This window comes from Bacteroides sp. 1001302B_160321_D4 (genome assembly GCF_015667765.1).
In the GTDB taxonomy this organism is placed as follows: Bacteria; Bacteroidota; Bacteroidia; order Bacteroidales; family Bacteroidaceae; genus Bacteroides; species Bacteroides xylanisolvens.
In genome coordinates, this window is sequence record NZ_JADPLO010000043.1 from 20,442 (window position 1) to 43,774 (window position 23,333).

The following is a 23,333-nucleotide window of genomic DNA, read 5'->3' on the forward strand; positions in this document are numbered from 1 at the left end:
GATAGGAATGGAACTACAAGGAATGGCGCCCGAAGTGGCAAAGAAATTTAAATACTGGCAGACACGGACGATCATAGCAAGTATGATAGGCTATGCTCTATTCTATTTTGTTCGTAAAAACTTGAGTATTGCAATGCCTGCCATGCAGGATGATTTGGGAATAACCAAGGGAGACTTGGGATTATTTCTGACCTTACACGGATTACTGTACGGAGTTTCCAAGTTTGCCAACGGTTTTGTTGGCGACCGGGTGAATGCCCGCTATTTTATGGTGACAGGTTTGGTGCTCTCTGCAGCATGTAATATTTGGTTTGGGTTTAGTTCTGCTGTGGTGATGTTTGGCATTGTGTGGATGCTGAACGGATGGTTTCAGGGAATGGGATTTCCCCCTTGTGCCCGTTTATTGACTCATTGGATACCTCCTACACAGTTGGCTACAAAGATGTCGGTGTGGAATACCTCACATTCTGTTGGCGCAGGTTTAGTGGTGATTGTTTGTGGATATATTGTCAGTCTCGGATGGCGCTGGTGTTTCTGGTTTCCTTCTATTATAGCCTTGGTGGGTGCAGTCGGTTTGTGGTTTGCTTTGCGCGATACGCCTCGCTCGGTAGGTCTTCCGGAGCTCAACTCAAAAACGGGCGCAGAAGAAAAAGAAGATACTTCTGCCGAATTTAAGCAGTTTGTGCGTAAGAATGTCTTTGGAAATCCGGCGATTTGGGTACTGGCTATTGCCAACTTTTTTGTGTATATCGTGCGCTATGCTGTACTTGACTGGGGACCGACTCTTTTGGGAGAATGGAAGGGAGTTTCTATTCATCATGCAGGTTGGATGGTGGCAGCTTTTGAAATATCCGGAATTGTAGGTATGCTGGTAGCCGGTTGGGCAACCGATCGTTTCTTTGGTGGACGTGGTCCACGCGTTTGTGTGATTTGCATGGCACTGGCTACGGTGTTCGTTGCTTTATTCTGGGGAATATCCCAACCTCCCATGTGGCTTGCTACGCTTTTATTGGGGGCCGCAGGATTCTGTATTTATGGTCCGCAAGCTTTGGTAGGTATTGCTGCGGCTAATATAGCCACAAAGAAAGCAGCCGCTACGGCAGTCGGATTCACAGGATTGTTCGGATATGCCAGTACGTTGGTCTCCGGTTGGGGATTAGGATTGTTAGCTCAACATTATGGTTGGAATATTGCAGTGGGTGCATTAATCCTGATTGCTATAATGGGAACTTTGATATTTATGGCCGCATGGTCGGCAAAAGCGAATGGGTATGATAATGATTAATGAGGTAGAACATAAACTGAACGCGGAACTTATGGATCGTATTCGTCGGATCAAGCATATTGCTTTGGATATGGATGGAACGATTTATAACGGAAACACGTTATTTCCTTTTACGATTGCTTTCCTGGATAAAATGAAAGAATTGGGAATTGGTTACTCGTTTCTGACGAATAATCCTTCCAAAAGCACGAATGATTATCTTCGACACCTATCCGGCATGGGGATTAAAGCAGTGAAAGATGAATTTTATACATCGGCCCAGGCGACCATAGATTACATACGTGTACATCATCCGGAGTGTAAACGGCTTTTCTTGTTGGGCACTCCCAGCATGATAAAAGAGTTTGAGGAAGCCGGATTCGAGTCTACTGACGACAATGCTGATGATGAACCGGACGCAGTGGTTGTCAGTTTTGACATGTCGCTTGTTTACTCGCGTTTATGTCGTGCTGCGTGGTGGATTAATCAGAAGAAACTCTATATTGCCACTAATCCGGATCGTGTGTGTCCTACGGATAAGCCTTTAGTATTGGTGGATTGTGGCTCTATTTGCTCCAGTTTGGAGTATGCTACGGGGCGGGAGCCGGATGTTGTGATTGGAAAGCCCGATCCGCGAATGTTGAACGGAATAATGGAACGTCATAACTTGCGTGCGGATCAGGTAGCTATGGTGGGCGATCGTATTTATACCGACATATTGATGGCGCAGAAAGCAAAAGCTTTGGGAGTGCTGGTACTTTCCGGCGAAACGACGTATGAAACAGCTATTGCTGTCCGTCCTAATCCGGACTTGATTCTGCGTGACTTGGCAGAGCTTCAGCAAATGCTTTTATTGGCTCATGAAATAGATTAGATTGGTGCATGAAAATACAATAGTATATTTATTTTTAGTGTTTTTGATAGGTATGATGTTACGGACAGTTCTACTGTCCGTAACATTTTTTTTGATAAAGAAGATTGCATTTTGTAGTAAGAAAGCTATTATCAGGGAAGTTCATTTTCTCAACTATACTCACTCCTATGAGAAAAAATACTCATTGCTATGAGAACTTTTTCTCATTACAATGAGTATTTTTTCTCGTTACGGTGAGAATAACTCTTTGCCAGAATAGGATAAAACTGTGTTTTTTTGTTTAAATCGTACAGATCTAAGTCGGATAATTCTGTTAGCGAATTAAATCATTTACTCTTGTAATGGGTTGCGCAATTCAGACCATAAAATTGCCATCTTTTGAATTGATATTGAAGCCTGTCTAAATAGTCTTCCCAATTTTTGTGCTCTGGGCTACTCCAGCCTATTTCGGCAACAGCATTGGCGCGGGGGTATGCCATGTATTCCACTTGCTCCGGAGTTTTTATGTATTCTGTCCATACATTGGCTTGTACTCCTTTTATGTGTTTTGCTTCTTGTTCCGTCAATTCCTTGGGAATCGGGTTGTACCCGTATGTCCATTCGAGTGCGCAGATTCGTCCGTTTGCTAAAGGAGATATATCCATGCTTGCCTGGTAGTGGTCAAGATATACATAAGTGTTAGGAGTCATGATGACCGGATGCCCTGATTTTGCCGCGGTAATTCCTCCGGCAACACCTCTCCATGACATCAACGCTGCATTAGGGGCTATTCCGCCTTCTAATATTTCATCCCATCCAATCAGCTTCTTCCCATTCTTATTCAAGAATTTTTCAACTCTTCTGATGACATAGCTCTGAAGTTCATGTTCGTCTTTCAATTTCAGTTCTTTTATTTTCGATTGGCATTTCGGACAGGATTTCCAACGTGTTTTCGGACATTCGTCTCCTCCTATATGTACATATTCTCCGGGAAATAACTTGAATACCTCCAGCAGGACATCTTCAATGAAAGGATAGATGTTTTCATTACCGGCACAAAGTACATCGTTGTAGATTCCCCATCTTGTACCTACCTCATAAGGTCCTCCCGTGCATCCTAATTCGGGATAAGTAGCCAGTGCGGCGAGCATGTGTCCCGGGAGATCAACTTCGGGGATGATGGTAATATAACGTTCTTTGGCATACGCCACTATCTCTTTGATTTCTTCTTGTGTGTAAAATCCTCCATAAGGTGTACCGTCGTATATTCCCGGAATTGCGGCAGAATATCGGTTGATGATTGTTTCTTTGCGCATGGAACCGATTTCGGTCAGCTTCGGATGCTTCTTGATTTCTATCCTCCATCCTTGATCTTCTGTCAGATGCCAATGAAAACGATTCATTTTTTGCATAGACATTAAGTCAATGTATTTTTTGATAAAAGAAACAGGATATAAATGTCGGCCTACGTCTAAGTGTAATCCTCGGTATTCAAATTGTGGTATATCCATAATGTTCGCTGCGGGGATACTCCATTCGTTTGTGTATGCTGTTGTGTTGGAGTAGATTTCCGGTGGAAGCAGTTGCAATAAAGACTGTATGGCATAGAAGAATCCGGCTTCTTTGTCTGCCAGTACCTGTATCTGTTCGGTAGAAATATTGATTTTATAACCTTCATTTCCTAATGTAGGATCGTTGGCACGGCTGAAAATCAAATAGTTACCGGAAATGTTTTTAGTGCTCTTCTGTATTTTTAGAGGCAATTGTGCTATCCGAGTTAATCTGTCCGTCAAGAATCGTAAAGGCGCTTCGGCATTTTTATCTTTTAGTATAATGCGGGTTTCTTTATTAAAGATGAATTTGCCTTGCTTCTCTTCGAGAGAGCGTGGGGCAGGGATGATGTTATACATGTTTTGAGATTCTGTTCCTACCATATAATCCATACCACGAAGGCGGAAAGCATACTCTAGTGGCTTTTTCTCTGTATTGAACGCATTTTTGATGCTTGCACGCAATGTGTATTGAGGAGATTTGATATCGTCACCATTCAAAAACAAAGTAGTTTGGTTCATTGGAGACAGGGTCACTTCTTTTTGTTCCGGTTTTAAATTATCGCATTGGGTTATATGAATGTGATAAGGGATACTGCTTTTGTTGGTGACATCAACTACCATACGGGTATTATTATTGATAAGACGGGTGCGTATATCCAAAGAAGAGTTTATTAGCTTCTTTAGCCATCTTTCCTCGCCGGAAATTGTGTCGTTTAATAATTCTACAAAGCAGTGATCTAACAAAGCATTGCGGAGATATCCGTCACTCCTTTCACGTGCAAACACTAGAGTAGTTTTGTTTTTGTCTTTTATATTATCTAGTATGGTTTGACATTTTGACATCGTATATTTGCTGACAGCTACCATTCCTTTGTTTGTAGCATAGCTCGCCAGTTCTTTGTTGTTGATGAAAATACCGTTTAATCCTTTCTTGAAGGCTCCGTCTATTGCATCTTTGCTTTCGACGGGAGAGCTCAAATCGCATTTTAACAATACGAAGTCAAATAATTCCGGAGTAGATAAACTTTCTTCTTTGTTTTGTGAAAATGTAGTTAATGTGGTGAAAAGACAACACATTATACATAATAGTTTCTTGCTCATACGGGAGTCGTTTTTAAAGGGTTATATAGATTTAATACTTAATTAGGTTTTTACTTCGTTTTCTTTAGTGGCTTATTTGAAGCAAAGATAATTATAAAAGGTTATAAAACGAAACTAATTAAGAGATATTTTCTTTTTTAATTGCTTTTTCTTGTTGTTTGCTTTTGAATATTATACTTTTGTGTTTCCTTTATTTCTCTGTTTGCTTTTTATTATTAATGCTAATTTTTAAAACCATGACTCAAAAGAAACTAATTGTAAGTGTGTATGTGTTCGTTTGCTGCGTTGTTACTGCAATGGGGCAGAGTTTGAAATATTATAATGCAGATGATTTTCCGCTTATTGGTAAGATGTCTGACGATACGGAAGGGCGTTATGCCCGTTTACCTCTTTCCTGTAGGGGGGAAAGTAAAAAGTGGGTATGGATATTGGGGCAGGATACACCCGGACTGGCTGTACGCTTTGCGACCAATTCAACAGCGATTGCTGCCAAATGGGTAACAAAAAGGAATAACAGTATGTCACACATGGCCATGGTAGGCGTAAAGGGACTTGATCTTTATGTGCTAAAAAGTGGCAAATGGCGTTATGTGCGTTGTGCTCGTCCAAAAGGCAAGGAGAACGAGGGAGTTATCATTTCTGATATGAAAGGTGAAATGAATGAGTATATGCTTTACCTGCCCCTTTATGATGGTATTGAAACACTTGAAATAGGAATAGAAGAAAAGGCTGTGATTCGCCAACCGCAAGTGGAATCACCCGTAACAGAACGTCCTGTTATCTGTTATGGAACAAGTATCACTCAAGGCGGTTGTGCAACGCGTCCGGGGATGGCCTATACAAATATCCTTTCCCGTATGCTAAACAGGGAAGTTGTGAATTTGGGTTTTAGCGGACATGGGCATTTGGAATATGAAATAGCAGAATTGATGACACATCGAAATCCTTCTGTTATTGTGATGGATTTTATTCCCAATGTGAGTGCTTCTATGTTGAATGAGCGTATTGAACGATTTATGAGTATTATTGAAGATAAAATACCGGGAGTACAGATTTTGTTTATAGAACACGTTCCTTTTCCATTGGCAGAGTTTAATTTGAAAAAAGGGGAGTGGGTGGAAGAGAGTAATGAGGCATTGCGAAAAGCATTTAGGGAGTTAAAGAAGAAAGGTTATCAGAATCTGCACTATTTAAAATCGGAACATTTATTGGGCGAGGATGGAGAGAGTACGGTTGACGGCGAGCATTTTACAGATTTAGGATTTGATAGGTTTGCAAAAGGAATTTATCCGGTGGTGAAAAAGCTTATAAGGCATGCGGAAAGATGAGAGGAAAGCCTCTTCGACCACCGTTAAGGTAGAAGAAGAGGCTTCTTTTTAATAAATCCGGACTGGGGGTATGCCCTATTTATTATAACGAATAGCAAAATAATTCATGGCACTGGTTGCATCACCCTTTACCGAAATCGTAGCTCCCTTATCAACCCAGGAAGCACCGTTGCTGGCTTTGTTGTTCTCGGGCATTAAACGAATATACACATTCTCTTTACCCAGCAAGGTCAATGGCAGCTCCACATCAATGGCTTTATAGCCCGGACACTGTGATAACAACGTGTTGGCCCATACTACCATATCAGGTACGGTATAGGAGGTGATGTAATGCCAGTCGGCTTCATTGTCCATATCACCGGTCAATGACCATTCGGCTTTCCAAAAGCGAGGTTTGCTTACTTGGTTACCGGCATTATTGCTGACACTAAGCTGCATGGAAAGATGATTGGTTGTGATGTTTTTAGTCGAGAAGTTTACAATCCAGGCATACCCGCGATTGTTCTCTTCATCCCACCAGTAGGGGTTCGCCCAAGCCAGCCAGGCATTGCCGCCTGTATTGCCTTTACCGTCAGTGTTGGTATCTTGATAATTCTTCTGATAGTCTGTTCCATCTTCAAGAATAATACCGAACCCGTTTACATTACCTCTATTGTCTCCAAAAGGACCGGTTGCGCTATTACCTACAGGACCAAGATATGTGTAATCACCACTACCATTTCCACGCAAACCGTTACCGATCTGATGTTTGGTATAAGTGTGACGGAAGCGACCTCCATCTCCATAGGTAGAAGGGAAAGAACCATCTTCTTTGATGATGCCATTGGTGTTGATATAACGGAATTCAGTAATTAAGCCTGAAAAACTGTTTTTGAAATCATCTGCCATCTTAAAGTCGGATCTCGACATGTGGCGAATCTGATAACGACCGATGTCGCCGGCTTTTTCTTCATCAATCAATCCGTTTGCTGCTTCCAGGTATTCGAAACGAGTGAAAAGCTCATGTACGATAACACCGGACATGTTACCTGAACCATAAGGCAAACGAGTACCGTCACGGCGATAAAGGCAAGTCGTATTGGTGTAGATATACATGCTGTTACCATTGATATCACGCATCAGCGTTGCATATTTGGCACAGCGATGGGCACCACCGGCATTGGCATAACCTTCGTTGATCGGAGTCAGGCTGCCTTTGCGGACAGGCAGTTCACAATCTTTCAGTGTGACATAAGTATAGATGTCTTCGTCCGTCAGATCTCTCATATATTTTTCTTTTACAGGCAAATCCGACGCAGTACCTTCAGTGGACGACATGACCATAGAAGCTGTTACTCCGGAAATCGTGTAACGTTCGGGATCTTCTTGCAGGATTACCTTGGTTCCTTTTAATAGGATCTGCACTTTGCTGTAACGTGAGAACGTATTGTCGTCCACTGTGGGAGTTTCAATACAAAATCCGTAACGTCCGTCAAGGCTCTCGATATAAGCGGTCTTCTGTGCGATAGTATAGTCAATTGAATTTTGGGTAGTCTGTATGTTATCGCCTACATTGCCGGAGTTGCGGTCGCTTACTACATATCCGGTAATATAAATATCATCGGTCACCTTCATGCCGTCCGTATCACCCAAATTGCGAACATCTATAAACGAAACCTCAACGCCCAACTCGTCCTTTGCATTTGCTTGCATTAGGAAAAGTTGTTGTTTGTTTTCGACTTCCCAACCGTCAATGAAAACCAAATTAACGGTAGCAGTACGTACTGCGCGTTCGTCGGGATTCGGATCGGTCTGGATGATAAGAAAACCATTCTCATAAGTGATATCCCTGACCCAACCATCCTCTTTGTCGAGCACTGTCATAGCTGCTTCGTCACTTGTGTAATCTACACTGATATGGAGATCTTTTATGTCGACATTCATATCAAGCTCTGCTCTAACTTCGCCTCCATAACCATGTACAGTCATATTAGGCTTGGCTAATTTAAATGTCGGGGTTTTCACGCCTTTCTGTTTCAGGTAGATCGTATCTGAAAGGTTTGCACTAGTGGCAGTCAGGCAGATCTTCGCCATACGCGGGAAGCCGTCGTTAAAATCGTACTCTACATGGAGTGTGCCGTCTCCCGAAAGATTTCTTTCGGCTACTGCTACCCATTCACCGTTATTATCTTCAAGCGCAATGTTATAATTCTGGTTTGAATAGACTTTAATTGCCAAGTCGCCAGCATCAGAAGAGAGCGTATAGGTTTTTCCGTCGGCTCCAAATTCTTCAAAGTTGGCTTCATCTCCATTGTCCAATTCGCAGGCGGACAATGAAAGCATGAAAGCTCCTAAAAAAGTGACCAGTTGTATTGGTCTGTATTTAATAAATTGTTTCATATTAGAGTCATTGTATTTAACTGATAAACACTAATTCTTTTATTTTCATTCCTTTCCCAGTTGGGTAATCGTAGTGCTGGTTGTCACTACTTTCTGACCACCATTAATTGTATTGGCGGGGATGGAAATTGCTAAACGCACTTGGGCGCTGCGGGGCTCATAAGCAGGATTGGCAGCCAGTTTGATATGAAGTTTTTCGCTATCATAGGATACTTCTTCAATCCAATTTTCTTCGGGGTTTTCGGAGCTATACGTTACGAGATACCTGATGCGGTAGAGGTCGTACTTTAGATTCGTGTCGAGCTCCAAGTCGAGTGTAGTGGTGGAAGCTGGCGTTTCTACTGTCTGTTCATTGATGATAAGACGAGCGTCACTTGACGAAATTTCGCCGCTCTGTACCAATGTTATTGTATCACGAAGATGCTCTTCGGTTTCAAAAGCCAGTTGCACTTTACGGTTTACACCATAGTTGGCAGCGTATGAGAATATGATTTCGCTGTTCTCCTTACCAGAGAGGCGGTCGATAGAAGCCCAGTCCACTTTCTCCACGAAATGAGCATTCCAGTTCTTTGTGGCATACACTAAGATGTGGGTGGTTCCTGTGCCCGAAGATAAAATCAGATTCTTCTGTGTGAAAGCCAGTGGAAGTTCCCATTCAAAATCTTTCTCACAGCTTGTAAGTATGAAGCTGAATGTCGAGATTATCAGTAGGAGTGAATGATATAAGTATTTTCTTCGTATCATAATTGTAAATTGTTTCATTAATTATAGTAACAGTTCTATCATTTTTCCCAAGTCATATAGACCGGACGATGGTCGGAGTATTTCTTGGTAAAGTCGTCGATGATAAAGTTCCCTCTGGTGAAAGCGGACTTCAAGTCAGGCGAAATATAGATGAAGTCAATACGTGCCCCGAAATTTTTCTCCGAAAAGTTTTTATCGAGACGTGCCGAATCAATAAAACCGAAATCAAGAATACGTTGATGCACCGAGTAGTCGATTTCTCCATTTACGAGATTCTTTAATGCAGGGCGCTTTTCTTCTTCTTTGCGAAGGCGGTCGGCCAGGCGTCCGTCGGCATATTTTCCGGCATCGACGGGGGATACGGAATTGAAGTCACCCATGATGAGCCATTTCTCGAATGGTCCATTTTGGCGGATGGTTTCGAGAATAAGGTCAATGTCAAGCTGGCGGCTCTCATAACGGTGTGGACTAAGGTGCAGCGAAATAATGTGGTAACCATTTATCGTACCCATTACGAATCCATGCCACATGTTGTTTTCCACCTTCATGATGTTCACGATAGGATATTTAGATGTTATGGCAGTCGGAAATCCTTTCTCTTTCTGCAACACTGCATAAGGGTGCCCATAGGAGGCAGCTAATGCTTCAAGTGATTTCTGCGTAAATTTATTGGCTTCCTGCAGACATACGATGTCGGGATCCTGGTTGCGCATCCATGTAGAGAATATGGTCTTTCCTGCGGTGGTATCGGCACGCATACCATATTCTATGTTGTAAGATATAATTTTCATGGTCTGTTTTCCTCGTTTGTCTTTGGCAAACCCAGGCAAAGCCATCATTAATGCAAATAGTGTTATTCCTAGACAATTAAGTTTCATATGATTTGAATATCTGGATAAATTATTATTGAGGAGTAGTTGAACCATAGTAAGCATCATAAGCTTTGTTATCGAGTGCATAGCCGGAATAAACGACCTGCGTGTCCGGAATCGGATAGTATTCATGACAAGGACGGATATTCTCTTTTAAACTTGATGAACCGGTGTTTTCATAAGTCTGCGTATACCAGATTCCCCAACGAACCAGGTCGAATTTACGCTGGAACTCACCAATCAGTTCGCGTCCGCGCTCTTTTTGGATTTCATCCATCAATCGTGCCCAAGTGCGGAATTTCGGGTAGTCACCAATGCCTGCACGGTTGCGGGTCATATTCAGATATTTCATGGCAATGTCAGGATCTTGCTCCAGCTGGCAGTAACATTCTGCTTTCATTAACAGTGCGTCGGCATAGCGGAATATCTTATAATTATTTCCGTCGCGGCTACTGTCAAGATATGGACACCAGAATTTCGGGCCCGGCCAGGGGGCAGTGCTTACACTTTTGAAAGCATGGCCGTTGTATTCCCAAGCCATATTATATTTGGCACGTAAGTCACCGCCAATCTTTGTTTGCAGATTCTGGCAGAAATAAGCAGTGGGACGCCAGGGAGTCCAACAAGTAGACTTGTCGCCCAATTCCGGAATTTCCACGCCGTCATATTCGCAGGTACCTGAACGGCGGGTGATAGGCATACAAATGCTGGCAAGGTTGGAGGTATAGTTCAAACCACCGGCTACATAAGAGTGCTGGATTTCAAAGATTGATTCAGGCGTATTCTTGTTACGGAACATTACATCTTCGAGTGGATATTGACCGAGGTCGCCATAAATCTCTTCGAGCTTGGATATTGCGTCAATCGCTGTATCCCACTTCTTGTTCCACATCGCCATTTTGGCAATCAGCATCCATCCTGTGGCAGCACCCGTACGATTGGAGGCCACTTCTGACGAACGTACCTGATCCATCAGGGGAACAATTGCTGATAATTCCTTTATTAGATATTCACGCGTTTCCACAGCCGACATACGGCCCAAGCGTCCTATCTTTTGCTGTGTTTCCACATCTGCCACATGTTCTGTATAAAAAGGCACATCGCCAAAGAATGAAGTCAGTAGGTAGTAATAGAACGCACGCATGATTTTGCCTTCGCCTAACAGAGGAAGTTTCTCATTCTCTTCGAGTGGAGAGTTTTCGATTCCATTGATGGCAGCGTTGCAGTACATTACGCCTTTGTAGCCATTGTTCCAAACGGTTTCACCGTGGCGGGGCTTTGCGGGGGAAATATCCAGACGGGAATCCAATGTACCCGAATTGATATACATGAGGTCGGTGCAAGACTCTGTAGCGATAAAGAGTGTATAGTTATAAGTTCCGTTTAAAGGAATGTAACACGAGTTGAGTGCAGAGAGACATTGTTCCTTCGTCTGATAAAAGTTATCGGGTGTAGAAAAACTTGACGTATCTTCTTCCAGACTACAGGAAGCTAGCACGAACATTGACAGAAGAGCGGTCAACCAATTTTTTCTTTTCTTCATTATCATAGTTTTCATATTATTGCATTAATTAATATCTGATTTGGGCACTGAACGTAATGGTACGCGGTTTTGGGTATGCACCCAAGTCCATACGTCGTAGGGTAGAATCGCCGCTGGTTGATACGTCAGGGTCGAATCCGTTGTATTTCTTCCAGAGGTAGAGATTCTCACCGTTTACACTCAAAGTCAGATCACGGATACATTTCGTTTTCTTGTAAAGGTTGAATGTGTAGCCGATGGAAATACTCTTCAAGCGCAGGAAGGTTGCATCATGAATTTGCAAGTCACTGGGTACGTGTGTATCAATACTCCCGGCACGAGGAAGATCGGAGTTCGGGTTACGAACCGGATGCCAAGAGTCGAGCATGTAACGGTATTGGTTGGTAAACGTACTTCCCGACATATAGAGTTCGGCATAGTTGTAAATTTTGCCACCCAGGGAGTAGTTGAAGTAGATACCCACTTTTAAGTTACCGAAACGGAAGGTGTTCTGCAAACCTCCATAAATCCAAGGATCGGCATTGCCCAGATAAACCAAGTCGTCCTGACTAAGCGTTCCGTCGTGGTTGATATCGTAGTAACGCACCGAACCGTTTGAAGTTGTAGAAGGAGATGCGTAGGCAAAAGTAGCTTTATTACGGTTCACTTCGTCTTGGTTTTTCCATACACCACCATATTTGAATCCCCATAGGGCGTTCAAGGGGTAACCTTTTACATAACCATACATCATGTATGAGTTGTTGCCTGGTGCACCATAAGCTTTCACGAAATCTTCCGTACCGATGTCATCCACATTTTGTTCATTGTGAGCAATGGTGAAGGTAGTCGACCATGAGAATTTCGGTTTCTCGATATTACGGCTCTCGATGGTTAGTTCGATTCCCTTGTTTGAGGTCTTGCCAATGTTGGTCAGGCGGGAAGAATAACCGGTTTGTGTCGGTGTCTGTAAGGTTAGCAACAAGTCTCTGGTTTTCGAAATGTAGGCTTCGGCAGTCACGAACAAACGGTTGTTCAGGAACGCCAGGTCAATACCAAGATTGTAGAGGTCGGTCTTTTCCCAAGTCAGGTTAGGGCTTGCCAGACGCGAAGGATAGTATGCCGCAGGTTGTGAACCACCAAAAAGATAACCATTTGTGGTACTGGAAAGAGCGGCCAGCGAACGATAGGTGCTGATTGCGTCATTACCGGTACGTCCGGCACTCACGCGGATCGCCATTTCATTAACCCAGTCGACCCCTTTCATAAATTCTTCTTTAGCAGCATTCCATTTCAAAGCTGCGGAAGGGAAGAATCCCCACTTGTTATTAGCGGCAAAGTTGGAAGCACCATCATAACGGCCAGTTACAGTTAAATAGTATCTCTGTTTGTAGTTATAGTTGAAACGAGCCAATAGAGACATTTTAGTACGCTTGCTGGTGCTCGATGAGGCCGAGTATGTTTGTTTGTCTTGTACGGCATTCATGTTGTTCCATTTTACGTTGTCGTCCATATACCCTTTGCCATTCAGCGAGAAATCATTTGAAGAAAGGCGCTGTCCCGTGAAACCAAGAAGCCCGTCGAATGTGTGGCCCGAGTCCAATGTTTTTAAATAAGACAGGGTGTTTTCGGTCAGGAGGTTGTGGTCGTCATACTCGGCGCGATAGGCTTCGCCTCCCTCTCCTTCAACCTTGGCAGGCAAGGTGCTTGGATAGTAGCGGTAAGTGTGACGCTGGTACATATAGTAGGTGAACTGACTTTTAAACCTCAAATTCTTAATGGGTTCGATTTCGATGAAACCGGTATGGTTAGTAGAGTGGCGTACCTGATAATTGGTGTTGAGCAATATGGTAGCCAACGGAGTGTTGATCTTCTGTCCGGAATAATAGAACGGGTTATAGTCATCCATTGGTTTAATGGTAGGACTCAAATAGATAGCGGAGTTCCACCATCCTGTACCACCGATAGAAGCTAAATTCTCGTCGTTGTGTCGCCAAGTGTAATTGCCGGTATATCCCACTTTCATCCAATTAAAAAGTTGGTGGGTAAGTGAAACACGCCCCGTGATACGTTCCTGACCGCTGCGGCGAATTACCCCCTCGGTGTTGTTGTAGCTTAAAGAAACATAATAAGACGTTTTCTTTGTTCCTCCTGACAAAGAGAGTGCGTAATTCTGGTACATGGCTGTACGTCCGATCGTATTTACCCAGTCGGTTCCTTCGCCCAAAGAGAAGGGATCGGAGTAAGGGTATGATGACAGGGGAGTGCCATCGGTAATCTCATCATTTCCATCCGCGGTATTAAAATAAGCATAATCGTTACGATATTGTGCCAGTTCAGATGCATTCATGATGTCGAGCTTCTGTGGAATTTTGGAGAAACCGATATCTGTTTTGAAGCTAATACTCGGTTTGTCTGCATTTGACAGTCCCTTCTTGGTGGTGATGATGATAACACCATTACTACCTTTCGAACCATAGATAGCCGTAGAAGATGCATCCTTCAGTACAGAGATGGATTCGATATCGGCGGTGTTCAAGTCGTTCAGGTCATGAACGGCGTCCATAACACCATCGACTACGATCAGCGGTTCATTAGAGGCCGAGATTGACCGTGTACCACGGATACGGATAGAAGTCGTGGCACCCGGTTCACCGGTCGTTGACATGATATCCGCACCGGCAATACGTCCTTGCAAAGCCTGGTCGATAGAAAGTACCGGAGCGTCTTGGATATCTCCCATTTTAACATTCGATACGGAACCGGTCAAATCGGCCTTCTTAACAGCTCCATAACCGATAACTACAACTTCGTCCAAGGCTGTTTTCTTATCTGGTAAGAGCTTTACATTGATCTTTTCGCGTCCCGTCACATTGATTCTTTTCTTTTCATAGCCGATAAAGCTAACCTCCAGGGTGCCATTGGCAGGGACCTGTATCTCATACCACCCGTTAAGGTCGGTCAAGGTGCCGACATGTGTTGTGGCTTCCCTGATGGTTGCTCCAATCATGGGCAAGCCTTCTTCGTCGAATACCGTTCCGGTCACTTTGATTTTTCGATTTGCGTTCTGCGCCACTGCTTCCGGAAGCAACAGGCAACATGCCACCAGCATGAGCAAAGCATTTCGGAAAGTATTCCGATAGAGCGATGCATTGTATTTATTTACTAATTGTCTCATGTGCTTTTATAGATTAAGCGCTTTCTTAAATAAGTTTATTCATTATAAATGCGGCAAGTTACCGTCACTGGATAGTGATCGGAATAGTTGTCGGTGAAATTGTCCATCAAGATCTGGGCATTGAGCATGTTGCGCATAGCCTCTCCTGATGCATAGATGAAATCGATGCGCGAACCTTTATAAGATTCGGTGGGACCTGTCCATCCTCCGTAGATGGTAGGGCAGCTGCGCACAAAGTTGATATTCATCTCACGGACAGGATCTCTATATCCATTGTCGAGAATGGTTTGATGCACCTGATAATTGATAGTGTTTCCCCCGGAAAGATCGTTTTTATCAAGTGGGGAGAACGAATTGAAGTCGCCCATCATCAGCCAGTATTTTTCATCAGGATACTTGCGGATAGTATTGTCGAGATACGTTTGAACCTCTTCCAAACGGTAAGCGTCGCCATTGGCGGCATTTGAACCGGAGGGGGTATACGAGAAAGGGTAAAGATGAAGTACCAGAATGTTGATACCTTTGATCTTGACATGAATACCTCCGTGCCATACCCCATCCAAAATGCGGCTTACCACTTCAATGGGATATTTGGAAGTGATAGATACGGGATAGCCGCTTTCCTTGCACATTTCGGCATAGGGGTGTCCCCAACGAGCTGATAATGCTGTTAGCTTTTCTTTGGTAAATCCATTGGTTTCTTCAATGGCCATAATGTCGGGGGCCTGTTCGCTGACCCAAGTTACAAAGTTGTTGTAGTCGTTGGCTTTATCCAACTTCATTCCTTCAAGTACGTTGTAACTCAACACTTTTAATGTTTCAGTCGTCACACTGGAACCGCTGTTTAATTCGAGGTCTCCAGTCGGCAGTTCTTCATCATCGCTACAACTGAAGTTGCATACAGCCATTGCCAATGCCATTGCAGCATAAAGTATTTTGCTAAATTTATTCATTGTACGTTATCTATTTATTTGTTATAGCGAATGCTTACATACATTAGTCCACTTGTGCTGTTGTTGTTAATTACAGCTGTGTCATAAGTAGTGGTTGTTCCGGCTTTATTAGCTGAAGGAATCAGGCGCAGATAGACAGTGCTTTTACCCAACAAATCAAGAGGTAACTCTATATTAGTATTTTTCCATGCATTCAATTGTTCGTAGAGTGTATTTCCCCATTGTACTACGTCAGGAATTGTGTACTCACCAACTTTCGTCCATTCGCCATCTTCGTTCCCATGTTCAGACCATTCTACATTCCAGTAGCGAGGTGCGCCAACGCTGTAATTCAATGTGGCAAGTTGTAGTGATACGTGTGTGCCGGTGATGCCAGAAGTCGAACACTTAATCATCCAGCTATTTGCTTTTCCTGTAGAAGAGTTCCACCAGGTTTTAGCTTGGAAGGCCAAGTTCTTGCTAGCGGATATAATACCTTTTCCGTCAGTTACTCCGTCAATAACTCCCAGATAACCATAATCGGTTGAGGCTGTTGGAGTTACGGCAGTATGCCATAATTCACCATTTCCTTCAGAAGGAAGTACTTTCGTACCTGAAAGCTTAAATGCATTCCATTCAGCAATAATAGTAGAAAAACTATTGTTTTTCGATTGGTCGATTTTAATGTCTTCACGCGAGAGATGACGCATCTGATAGTGTCCGATATCTCCACCATTCTCGAAACGAGTGTATTCTTCATGTACAATGACGCCTGATATTGTTCCTGAACCTTGTGGCAATATATTGCCATCGCGACGGTAAGGACAATCAATATTTGTCATCAAAAACATACTTTGTCCCTGATTGTCGTGCATTAATAAAGGATAACGGTCAACACGTTTCTGATTGTAAGTGGGACAGTAACCCTCATTGAAAGGTGTAAACGGCCCTTTACGAATAGGAAACTCGCAGTTTTTCAATGTTACAAAAGTATACACATCATTATCAGTAAGTTCAGACATTGTGCGTTCTTTCTTTACCAACTTCGTAGCATCACCTTCTTCTTTAGAAATAAAGCTCTTGAAAGTCATGTCTGTCAATGTGTAACGTTGAGGATTATCTTCTTTCTTTAAAGTCAGACCTTTCAACCAGATTTTCACTTTATCGAAGGGAACAAGTTCATTCAGTTCTTTTGTATCAAAAACCAAAGCAAAACCATACTTTCCATCTAAACTCTGCACATAAGTAGTGCGATAAGTAGTACTTAGGTCAATATCTGTTTTAGAAAGCTGCGTATTAGCTGCATTATTAGCACCGGTAGCATCGCAAACGACTATCCCCTCAATAGCCACATCCTCCTCAATTTTTTGAGAACCAGTCGCATCGTTCACTAGTTTGCGAACCTCGGCAAATGAAATGGTTTCGGTTTGCTTGGTACCTCCCATCTCCATCTGACCTATATTAAAATCTGTAGTATGAGCTTTTCCCCAGTCATCAACATACGTAATATGTAGTGTAGCATTACGTTCTCCCACTTCAGGCTCATTGGCAGCAACCTTCACCTGCATTTTATTCATTTCTTTGTTAAATAAAAGCTGTGATACCCACTCTTCGCCTTTGTCATAATCCACAGTCATCGCAATACGAGTACTGTCACTAGCAGGAATATTAGTATTCAAATTCACTTCCAATTCTTTACCTACTGCAGAAACACGGGCTTCTTTGTCTGGAAAAGCGATAGAAGGAGATACACCATATTGGTAAATATAGATAGTATCTGCTTTTACTTTATTGGCAAGTTTTACAATCACTTTACCTTTGCGAGGAAATTTTTCATTAGCTCGCCAAACTAAATTAAAACTTCCGTCTCCTTCTCCACTCTTACGCTCAATATTGACCCATTGACGGGTTAATGAATCGCGCTCCACCGTCCATGCACATGTCGCTGTCAAAGGGACTTCACGCCTGCCTGCTTCTGACGAAATATAAATATTGGACGCATCACCAATGGTTACCACTTCCAGTTCTTCATCATCATCACATGAAAAACAGGAAAGTGACAAGGTCACGATACTAAGATATAGAAATATGTTTTTCATTACTTTGTTTTTATTCATCTAATAAATAATAATATACATCGTCCAAGCGATAGACATAGAAATTATCTACAAATACACGATTATTGCCTGTAGTGAGAGTGTAGTCACCACCAATGATTTGAAATTTGGTATTAGCAGTAACAGGGCGTTCAGGAGGACTTACCACATAAAAATTATGGCGTCCTTTATTCCACATTGTAGTAAGTACATCAGGATCAAGAGGGTCATAATAATCCAGATCGATCGTTTTTGTCGTAGTGTGGGTGTCAGCAAATTCGCCTCCATTCAATATGTTGATAACTAATTTATTATTATCTTTTGTCCCATCCTCTTCAGTATAAGCAACCGCATCAAATGAAACAAGCAGTACAGAGTCTCTTACAATGTCAGTAATGTAGGGTGTGATAAGATCAGCACCATGTCCTTGATCGTCACCAAGGCGGATAAAGCCGAATTTACCATAACAATAAGCTTTGTCTTCCTCCTTTGCGATAGTTGACGACCACTGATACTCTTTCTGTGCTTCCGTCCAGTCGCCAATCAATTTCTCATTCGTAGTCACATTGGGAGAGGCGGTAGATGAACCATACTTCAGCCATTCAAAATCTTCACCTAGCCGGGTTGTGAATCCCTGGCGAATGTTGATAAACCTACCGTAGTCGACCTCGGGGGAGGTGATTGAAACGGTTGCGATACGGCGTTTGTAATCTTTGGTTTGTGCTTCCCATGCGAGATGCCATTCGTCTTCACCAGTCGCTTCGTTCCGGCCCACTTTTTCTGCTTTCAACCAATTTTCAATTACTTCTTCTTCCTCCTGTTCGTTAGCAGGAACTTTGCTTTGTACTAAAACTGAATAATTCGTATTAGTCTTAACAAAGATTGAAAGCTGTCCTGCCTTAGGAGGAATATTGAGAGCTTCATCAGGCTTCATCTCTACTTTCTCTCCTGTCTGGTTGTCCACATGACTCACACTAATAAACTCGTTTCTTCCTTCTTCGCTGTCATCGCAACTCCAGTAGGAAGGAAGTAATAAGAATAAGGTTAACAGAGGTAACCACCGCCTCCATTTTACATTCTTGGGCAAATGTTTGCACAATAAATTAATTTCCATCATATAAAATATAAATTAATTAAAAATAAAATACTCTTTGTTTTAAGTGCAAATGACTATATAATATATTGCTTAATAATGACGGAGGATTTACAGTTCTGTTAAGAGGTTATCTATTAGAACAAAATCGGAATAATTTAGCATGGGTTTCATGCAAAATTCACATCGGTAAAGTGATAAGTGTTTCTTTCTTTTCATAGCGTTTGTAGTTTCTACTTTTATCTTTTATTATAGGTTGACGCCACAAATATAAATATAAAAAGCATATAAACAAACTTTTTAGAAATAAAACGAAAGAAAATAGATGTAATGGAAAGAAAAAGAAAGGGAAGGTACATGAAAAATAACTTTTTATTGTGATAGATTGTTTTCTTGGAGATGATTTATCGAAGGTGTTTGCCACAAAAAACAAAAGCTACGGGAGTTTCCCCGAAGCAAAAGTCTTGAAGCTTCGGGGATGTTTTTATATTGATGGAAAAAGTATTGTGGTAGCACGAAACATCGTCGGTGCTACATATTCTTGTTTATTACTTGTTTTCACCTTCGGACGAATATAGTTGGGATAGTGGTCAGACAATGCATGCGTATTCTTTTTCACGTCTTTGTGGATGAACCGGCATAAAGCCGACGTAGATAACATATTTACCTATCTTTATGTGTTGACAAAAAACAAGGCGATCGATATGAAACGAAAAGAAGTGCGCTGGGATTATCTGACTTTAGAAGATGTACACGATGACTTATTTCATTGTTCAGTTACTCCGGAAACCACCATCGTCTCGAAAGAAGAAATCAGCCTGATTCATTCAATCATTAAAAGCTTGCCGGAGAAAAGAAGAAATGTGTTAATGCTAATCAAGTATCATGGTCTGAAGAATAAAGAAGTGGCGGAAATCTTGGGTGTTTCGGTTAAAACAGTAGATAATCATTTGGCTGCGGCTATTCGCGACGTACTGGAGGCATTACAAAAGCAAGATATAGATTCCGGTAGCCGGATGAGGCTTATAAGTTGGTTACTTTAGTTTTTCTTATAAAATTGCGGAGACGAATCCTCGTTCCATTTATTTTTCGTCAATCTAAGAAGCTGTTTCCTTTTTTTTGTCTTACTTTGCATATCAAATAGTTATATTCCATTTTTGATATGCGTTACTCCGTCATAATCCCCGTTTATAATCGTCCCGATGAAGTGGATGAATTATTGCAAAGTCTTACCATGCAACACTTTAAAGATTTCGAAGTCGTTGTTGTAGAAGATGGTTCCTCCATTCCCTGTAAAGAAGTAGTAGACCGTTATGCAGACCGGTTGAATATAAAATACTTCTCTAAACCTAACTCCGGTCCGGGACAAACCCGCAATTACGGGGCAGAACGTAGCGAAGGGGAATACCTTATTATATTAGATTCTGATGTCATTCTTCCCGAAGGATACTTCGATGCGGTAGAGAAAGAACTTCTCGCTTCTCCTGCCGATGCTTTCGGCGGTCCCGACCGTGCGCACGATTCTTTCACGGATATCCAAAAGGCGATAAACTATTCCATGACTTCTTTCTTTACGACCGGAGGAATCCGTGGCGGGAAAAAGAAGATGGACAAATTCTATCCCCGTAGTTTTAATATGGGAGTTCGCCGGGCAGTGTATGAGGCTTTAGGCGGATTCTCAAAGATGCGTTTTGGAGAGGATATTGACTTTAGTATCCGTATCTTTAAGAACGGCTATACTTGCCGGCTTTTTCCGGATGCCTGGGTGTATCACAAACGCCGCACTGATTTGAAGAAGTTCTTCAAGCAAGTGCATAACTCCGGCATTGCCCGTATTAATCTTTATAAGAAATACCCGGACTCTCTGAAACTGGTGCATTTACTTCCTGCTGTATTTACGCTGGGAGTGGCACTCTTATTATTAGGAACCCCATTCTGTCTTTTCAGTTTTACGCCGATCATTCTTTATGCATTGCTGGTATGCATGGATTCTACTATTCAGAATAAGAGTCTGACTATTGGCATATATTCCATAGCCGCTGCATTTATACAACTTATCGGCTATGGTACAGGCTTTTGGCGTGCATGGTGGCAGCGTTGTGTCAGAGGAAAAGATGAGTTTGAGGCTTTCCAAAAGAATTTTTATAAGTAACCTACTTTTAATTTGTTTACTACCATTTCTATTTTTACTTAAAAGGAATGTTGCATGACACCCGGGTCTCAATACGTCTGACACCCGGGTCTCATGCTACTCAACACCCGGGTGTCAGGTATGCTGAGACCCGGGTGTCGTACAACTTGTCTCTGCATAGAAAAAAGAAGAAGTCTGCAACCAATTTTTTTTCTCATTGCCTCTATCATTAAATTAAATAAGCCTACCTTTACACCTTCAAAACATAGCAAATGGAAAGTAAACACAAACTATCCATCAACCAATGGGCACTGGAGGACCGCCCACGGGAGAAAATGATGGAAAAGGGAGCAGCAGCATTGAGCGATGCCGAACTACTCGCTATATTAATCGGCTCCGGAAATACGGAAGAAAGCGCTGTTGAACTGATGCGACGCCTGCTCCTGTCTTGTGATAACAATCTCAATTCTCTAGCGAAATGGGAAGTCTGCGATTATTCCCGTTTTAAAGGTATGGGACCGGCGAAGAGTATTACAGTGATGGCAGCATTGGAACTTGGAAAGCGTCGGAAACTGCAAAACACAAAAGAAAGGCCTCAAATCACCTGTTCAAAAGATATTTATGATATCTTTCAACCTTTGATGTGCGACCTCGAACAAGAAGAATTCTGGGTTCTTTTATTGAATCAGGCAACGAAACTGATTGATAAGGTGCGTATCAGTACCGGTGGAATAGATGGAACATACACCGATGTACGCACCATCCTTCGGGAAGCATTGCTGCAAAGAGCCACCCAAATAGCTGTGGTCCATAATCATCCTTCAGGGAATATCCGTCCTAGTCAGCCTGACAAAACACTGACAGAACATATTCGTAAAGCGGCAGATACAATGAATATCCACCTGATAGATCATGTCGTCGTTTGCGAAGACGGGTTCTTTAGCTTTGCGGATGAAGGATTGCTTTAATTTTCTCTACATCTTTATTCCCTTTTGCAACAATTTACCATCTGGGTACGTTTTTCATATTAGTGAAGATGGAGAATAGATGTAATATTCTTTAGGTACACGATGCTCATTCCGTACCTAATTTTTTATGTTTCATTTTTTATCTCTATCTTTGCGATACATAACAAAATGAGAAGACGTATGGAAAAGATTGAAATAGAAGAAAAGATTGTAGCCATGCTAAAAACGGTGTACGATCCGGAAATTCCGGTGAATGTATACGATCTTGGACTGATTTATAAGATAGATGTCTCCGATACTGGAGAAGTGGTACTTGATATGACATTGACAGCCCCTAACTGTCCGGCTGCTGATTTTATCATGGAAGATATTCGTCAGAAAGTGGAATCGGTGGAGGGTGTGACTGCGGCTACCATTAATCTGGTGTTTGAACCGGAATGGGACAAAGATATGATGAGTGAGGAAGCGAAACTCGAACTCGGTTTTCTCTAGTTACGAGTGATAACCTCATAATCAATCTCTTATAACTAACAACTCAAAACTCATGAAGAACGTTTATTTCCTTTCCGATGCGCATCTTGGGTCCCGTGCTATTGAGCATGGACGCACGCAGGAACGGCGTTTGGTGAACTTCCTTGATAGTATAAAGCACAAGGCTTCTGCTGTTTATCTGTTGGGAGATATGTTTGATTTCTGGTATGAATTCCGGCTGGTCGTCCCCAAAGGATATACCCGTTTCTTGGGAAAAATCTCCGAACTGACAGATATGGGAGTAGAAGTTCACTTCTTTATTGGCAATCATGATATTTGGTGTGGAGATTACCTCACGAAAGAGTGTGGTGTCATTATGCATCGTGAGCCGTTGACTACCGAAATCTATGGGAAAGAATTCTATCTTGCTCATGGTGACGGGTTGGGCGATCCGGATAAGAAGTTTAAATTACTCCGTCAGATGTTTCATAGCAAAACATTACAAACATTGTTTTCCGCTATTCATCCCCGATGGAGCGTGGAACTTGGTTTATCATGGGCGAAACGCAGCAGGCAGAAACGGACTGACGGAAAGGAACCGGATTATATGGGGGAAAATCAGGAGCATCTGGTACTATATACAAAAGAGTATTTGAAAAGTCATCCTAATATAAACTTCTTTATTTACGGACATCGCCACATTGAACTTGATTTGATGCTAAGTGTCACTTCACGTGTGCTGATACTTGGAGACTGGATTAATTTCTTTTCTTATGCCGTATTCGACGGCGAGAACCTTTTTCTTGAAGAATATATAGAAGGAGAGACGCAGGTTTGAGGCGGATAGTTTC

General features: G+C 42.3%; 18 protein-coding genes. 8 read left to right on the forward strand and 10 right to left on the reverse strand.

The genetic code is table 11. The features are described from left to right. Nucleotides 1-7: 7 nt before the first annotated feature. Complete coding sequence (locus KFO40_RS16455) at nucleotides 8-1,285, forward strand: MFS transporter (RefSeq protein WP_055235296.1); 1,278 nt, start codon at nucleotides 8-10, stop codon at nucleotides 1,283-1,285. Next, complete coding sequence (locus tag KFO40_RS16460) at nucleotides 1,272-2,138, forward strand: HAD-IIA family hydrolase (RefSeq protein ID WP_369904810.1); 867 nt, start codon at nucleotides 1,272-1,274, stop codon at nucleotides 2,136-2,138. Before KFO40_RS16455 ends, KFO40_RS16460 begins: the two co-directional genes overlap by 14 nt. Before the next feature lie 326 nt (nucleotides 2,139-2,464). Here KFO40_RS16460 and KFO40_RS16465 read toward each other — a convergent pair whose 3' ends face one another. Then, nucleotides 2,465-4,771 (reverse strand): Sb-PDE family phosphodiesterase, encoded by a 2,307-nt coding sequence (locus KFO40_RS16465; protein WP_120145173.1) that lies wholly within the window; start codon nucleotides 4,769-4,771, stop codon nucleotides 2,465-2,467. 236 nt (nucleotides 4,772-5,007) lie between these two features. Here KFO40_RS16465 and KFO40_RS16470 point away from each other — a divergent pair, with 236 nt between their 5' ends. Then, the gene (locus KFO40_RS16470) at nucleotides 5,008-6,099 is read left to right on the forward strand and encodes an SGNH/GDSL hydrolase family protein (protein WP_120145174.1); all 1,092 of its coding nucleotides are present in this window, start codon (nucleotides 5,008-5,010) and stop codon (nucleotides 6,097-6,099) included. A 75-nt stretch (nucleotides 6,100-6,174) separates the two neighbouring features. On the opposite strand, the gene KFO40_RS16475 is transcribed toward KFO40_RS16470, so the two are convergent. From KFO40_RS16475 to KFO40_RS16515, 9 genes are all read right to left on the reverse strand, one after another. Further along, nucleotides 6,175-8,478 (reverse strand): DUF5689 domain-containing protein, encoded by a 2,304-nt coding sequence (locus tag KFO40_RS16475; RefSeq protein ID WP_120145175.1) that lies wholly within the window; start codon nucleotides 8,476-8,478, stop codon nucleotides 6,175-6,177. Nucleotides 8,479-8,523: 45 nt separating this feature from the next. Then, entirely contained in the window at nucleotides 8,524-9,222 is a 699-nt protein-coding gene (locus tag KFO40_RS16480) for a BACON domain-containing protein (protein ID WP_158593291.1), read from the reverse strand. A gap of 38 nt (nucleotides 9,223-9,260) precedes the next feature. Further along, nucleotides 9,261-10,100, reverse strand: a complete 840-nt coding sequence (locus KFO40_RS16485; RefSeq protein WP_233562269.1) for an endonuclease/exonuclease/phosphatase family protein — start codon at nucleotides 10,098-10,100, stop codon at nucleotides 9,261-9,263. 25 nt (nucleotides 10,101-10,125) lie between these two features. After that, complete coding sequence (locus tag KFO40_RS16490) at nucleotides 10,126-11,637, reverse strand: RagB/SusD family nutrient uptake outer membrane protein (RefSeq protein ID WP_233562271.1); 1,512 nt, start codon at nucleotides 11,635-11,637, stop codon at nucleotides 10,126-10,128. A 28-nt stretch (nucleotides 11,638-11,665) separates the two neighbouring features. Beyond that, complete coding sequence (locus tag KFO40_RS16495; protein ID WP_192918788.1) at nucleotides 11,666-14,791, reverse strand: SusC/RagA family TonB-linked outer membrane protein; 3,126 nt, start codon at nucleotides 14,789-14,791, stop codon at nucleotides 11,666-11,668. A 35-nt stretch (nucleotides 14,792-14,826) separates the two neighbouring features. Then, nucleotides 14,827-15,744 (reverse strand): endonuclease/exonuclease/phosphatase family protein, encoded by a 918-nt coding sequence (locus KFO40_RS16500; RefSeq protein ID WP_120145179.1) that lies wholly within the window; start codon nucleotides 15,742-15,744, stop codon nucleotides 14,827-14,829. A 14-nt stretch (nucleotides 15,745-15,758) separates the two neighbouring features. Next, a complete protein-coding gene (locus tag KFO40_RS16505; RefSeq protein WP_008645137.1) occupies nucleotides 15,759-17,822 on the reverse strand; it encodes a DUF5689 domain-containing protein in 2,064 nt (687 codons plus the stop codon). A gap of 10 nt (nucleotides 17,823-17,832) precedes the next feature. Then, entirely contained in the window at nucleotides 17,833-18,936 is a 1,104-nt protein-coding gene (locus KFO40_RS16510) for a hypothetical protein (RefSeq protein WP_008645140.1), read from the reverse strand. A 460-nt stretch (nucleotides 18,937-19,396) separates the two neighbouring features. Continuing rightward, nucleotides 19,397-19,573 (reverse strand): hypothetical protein, encoded by a 177-nt coding sequence (locus KFO40_RS16515; RefSeq protein ID WP_008645144.1) that lies wholly within the window; start codon nucleotides 19,571-19,573, stop codon nucleotides 19,397-19,399. Between KFO40_RS16515 and KFO40_RS16520 the strand changes: the two genes are divergently transcribed. From KFO40_RS16520 to KFO40_RS16540, 5 genes are all read left to right on the forward strand, one after another. Continuing rightward, nucleotides 19,542-19,955, forward strand: coding sequence for a sigma-70 family RNA polymerase sigma factor (locus KFO40_RS16520; protein WP_032842314.1), 414 nt, complete (start codon nucleotides 19,542-19,544; stop codon nucleotides 19,953-19,955). The two genes, KFO40_RS16515 and KFO40_RS16520, sit on opposite strands and share 32 nt — an antisense overlap. A 119-nt stretch (nucleotides 19,956-20,074) precedes the next feature. Then, the gene (locus tag KFO40_RS16525) at nucleotides 20,075-21,064 is read left to right on the forward strand and encodes a glycosyltransferase (RefSeq protein ID WP_117809388.1); all 990 of its coding nucleotides are present in this window, start codon (nucleotides 20,075-20,077) and stop codon (nucleotides 21,062-21,064) included. 251 nt (nucleotides 21,065-21,315) lie between these two features. After that, nucleotides 21,316-22,011 (forward strand): RadC family protein, encoded by a 696-nt coding sequence (radC, locus tag KFO40_RS16530; protein ID WP_004314429.1) that lies wholly within the window; start codon nucleotides 21,316-21,318, stop codon nucleotides 22,009-22,011. Nucleotides 22,012-22,191: 180 nt separating this feature from the next. Then, nucleotides 22,192-22,503, forward strand: coding sequence for an iron-sulfur cluster assembly protein (locus tag KFO40_RS16535; protein ID WP_004314431.1), 312 nt, complete (start codon nucleotides 22,192-22,194; stop codon nucleotides 22,501-22,503). Between the two features lie 52 nt (nucleotides 22,504-22,555). Continuing rightward, nucleotides 22,556-23,320 (forward strand): UDP-2,3-diacylglucosamine diphosphatase, encoded by a 765-nt coding sequence (locus KFO40_RS16540; RefSeq protein ID WP_134985140.1) that lies wholly within the window; start codon nucleotides 22,556-22,558, stop codon nucleotides 23,318-23,320. Nucleotides 23,321-23,333: the final 13 nt, after the last annotated feature.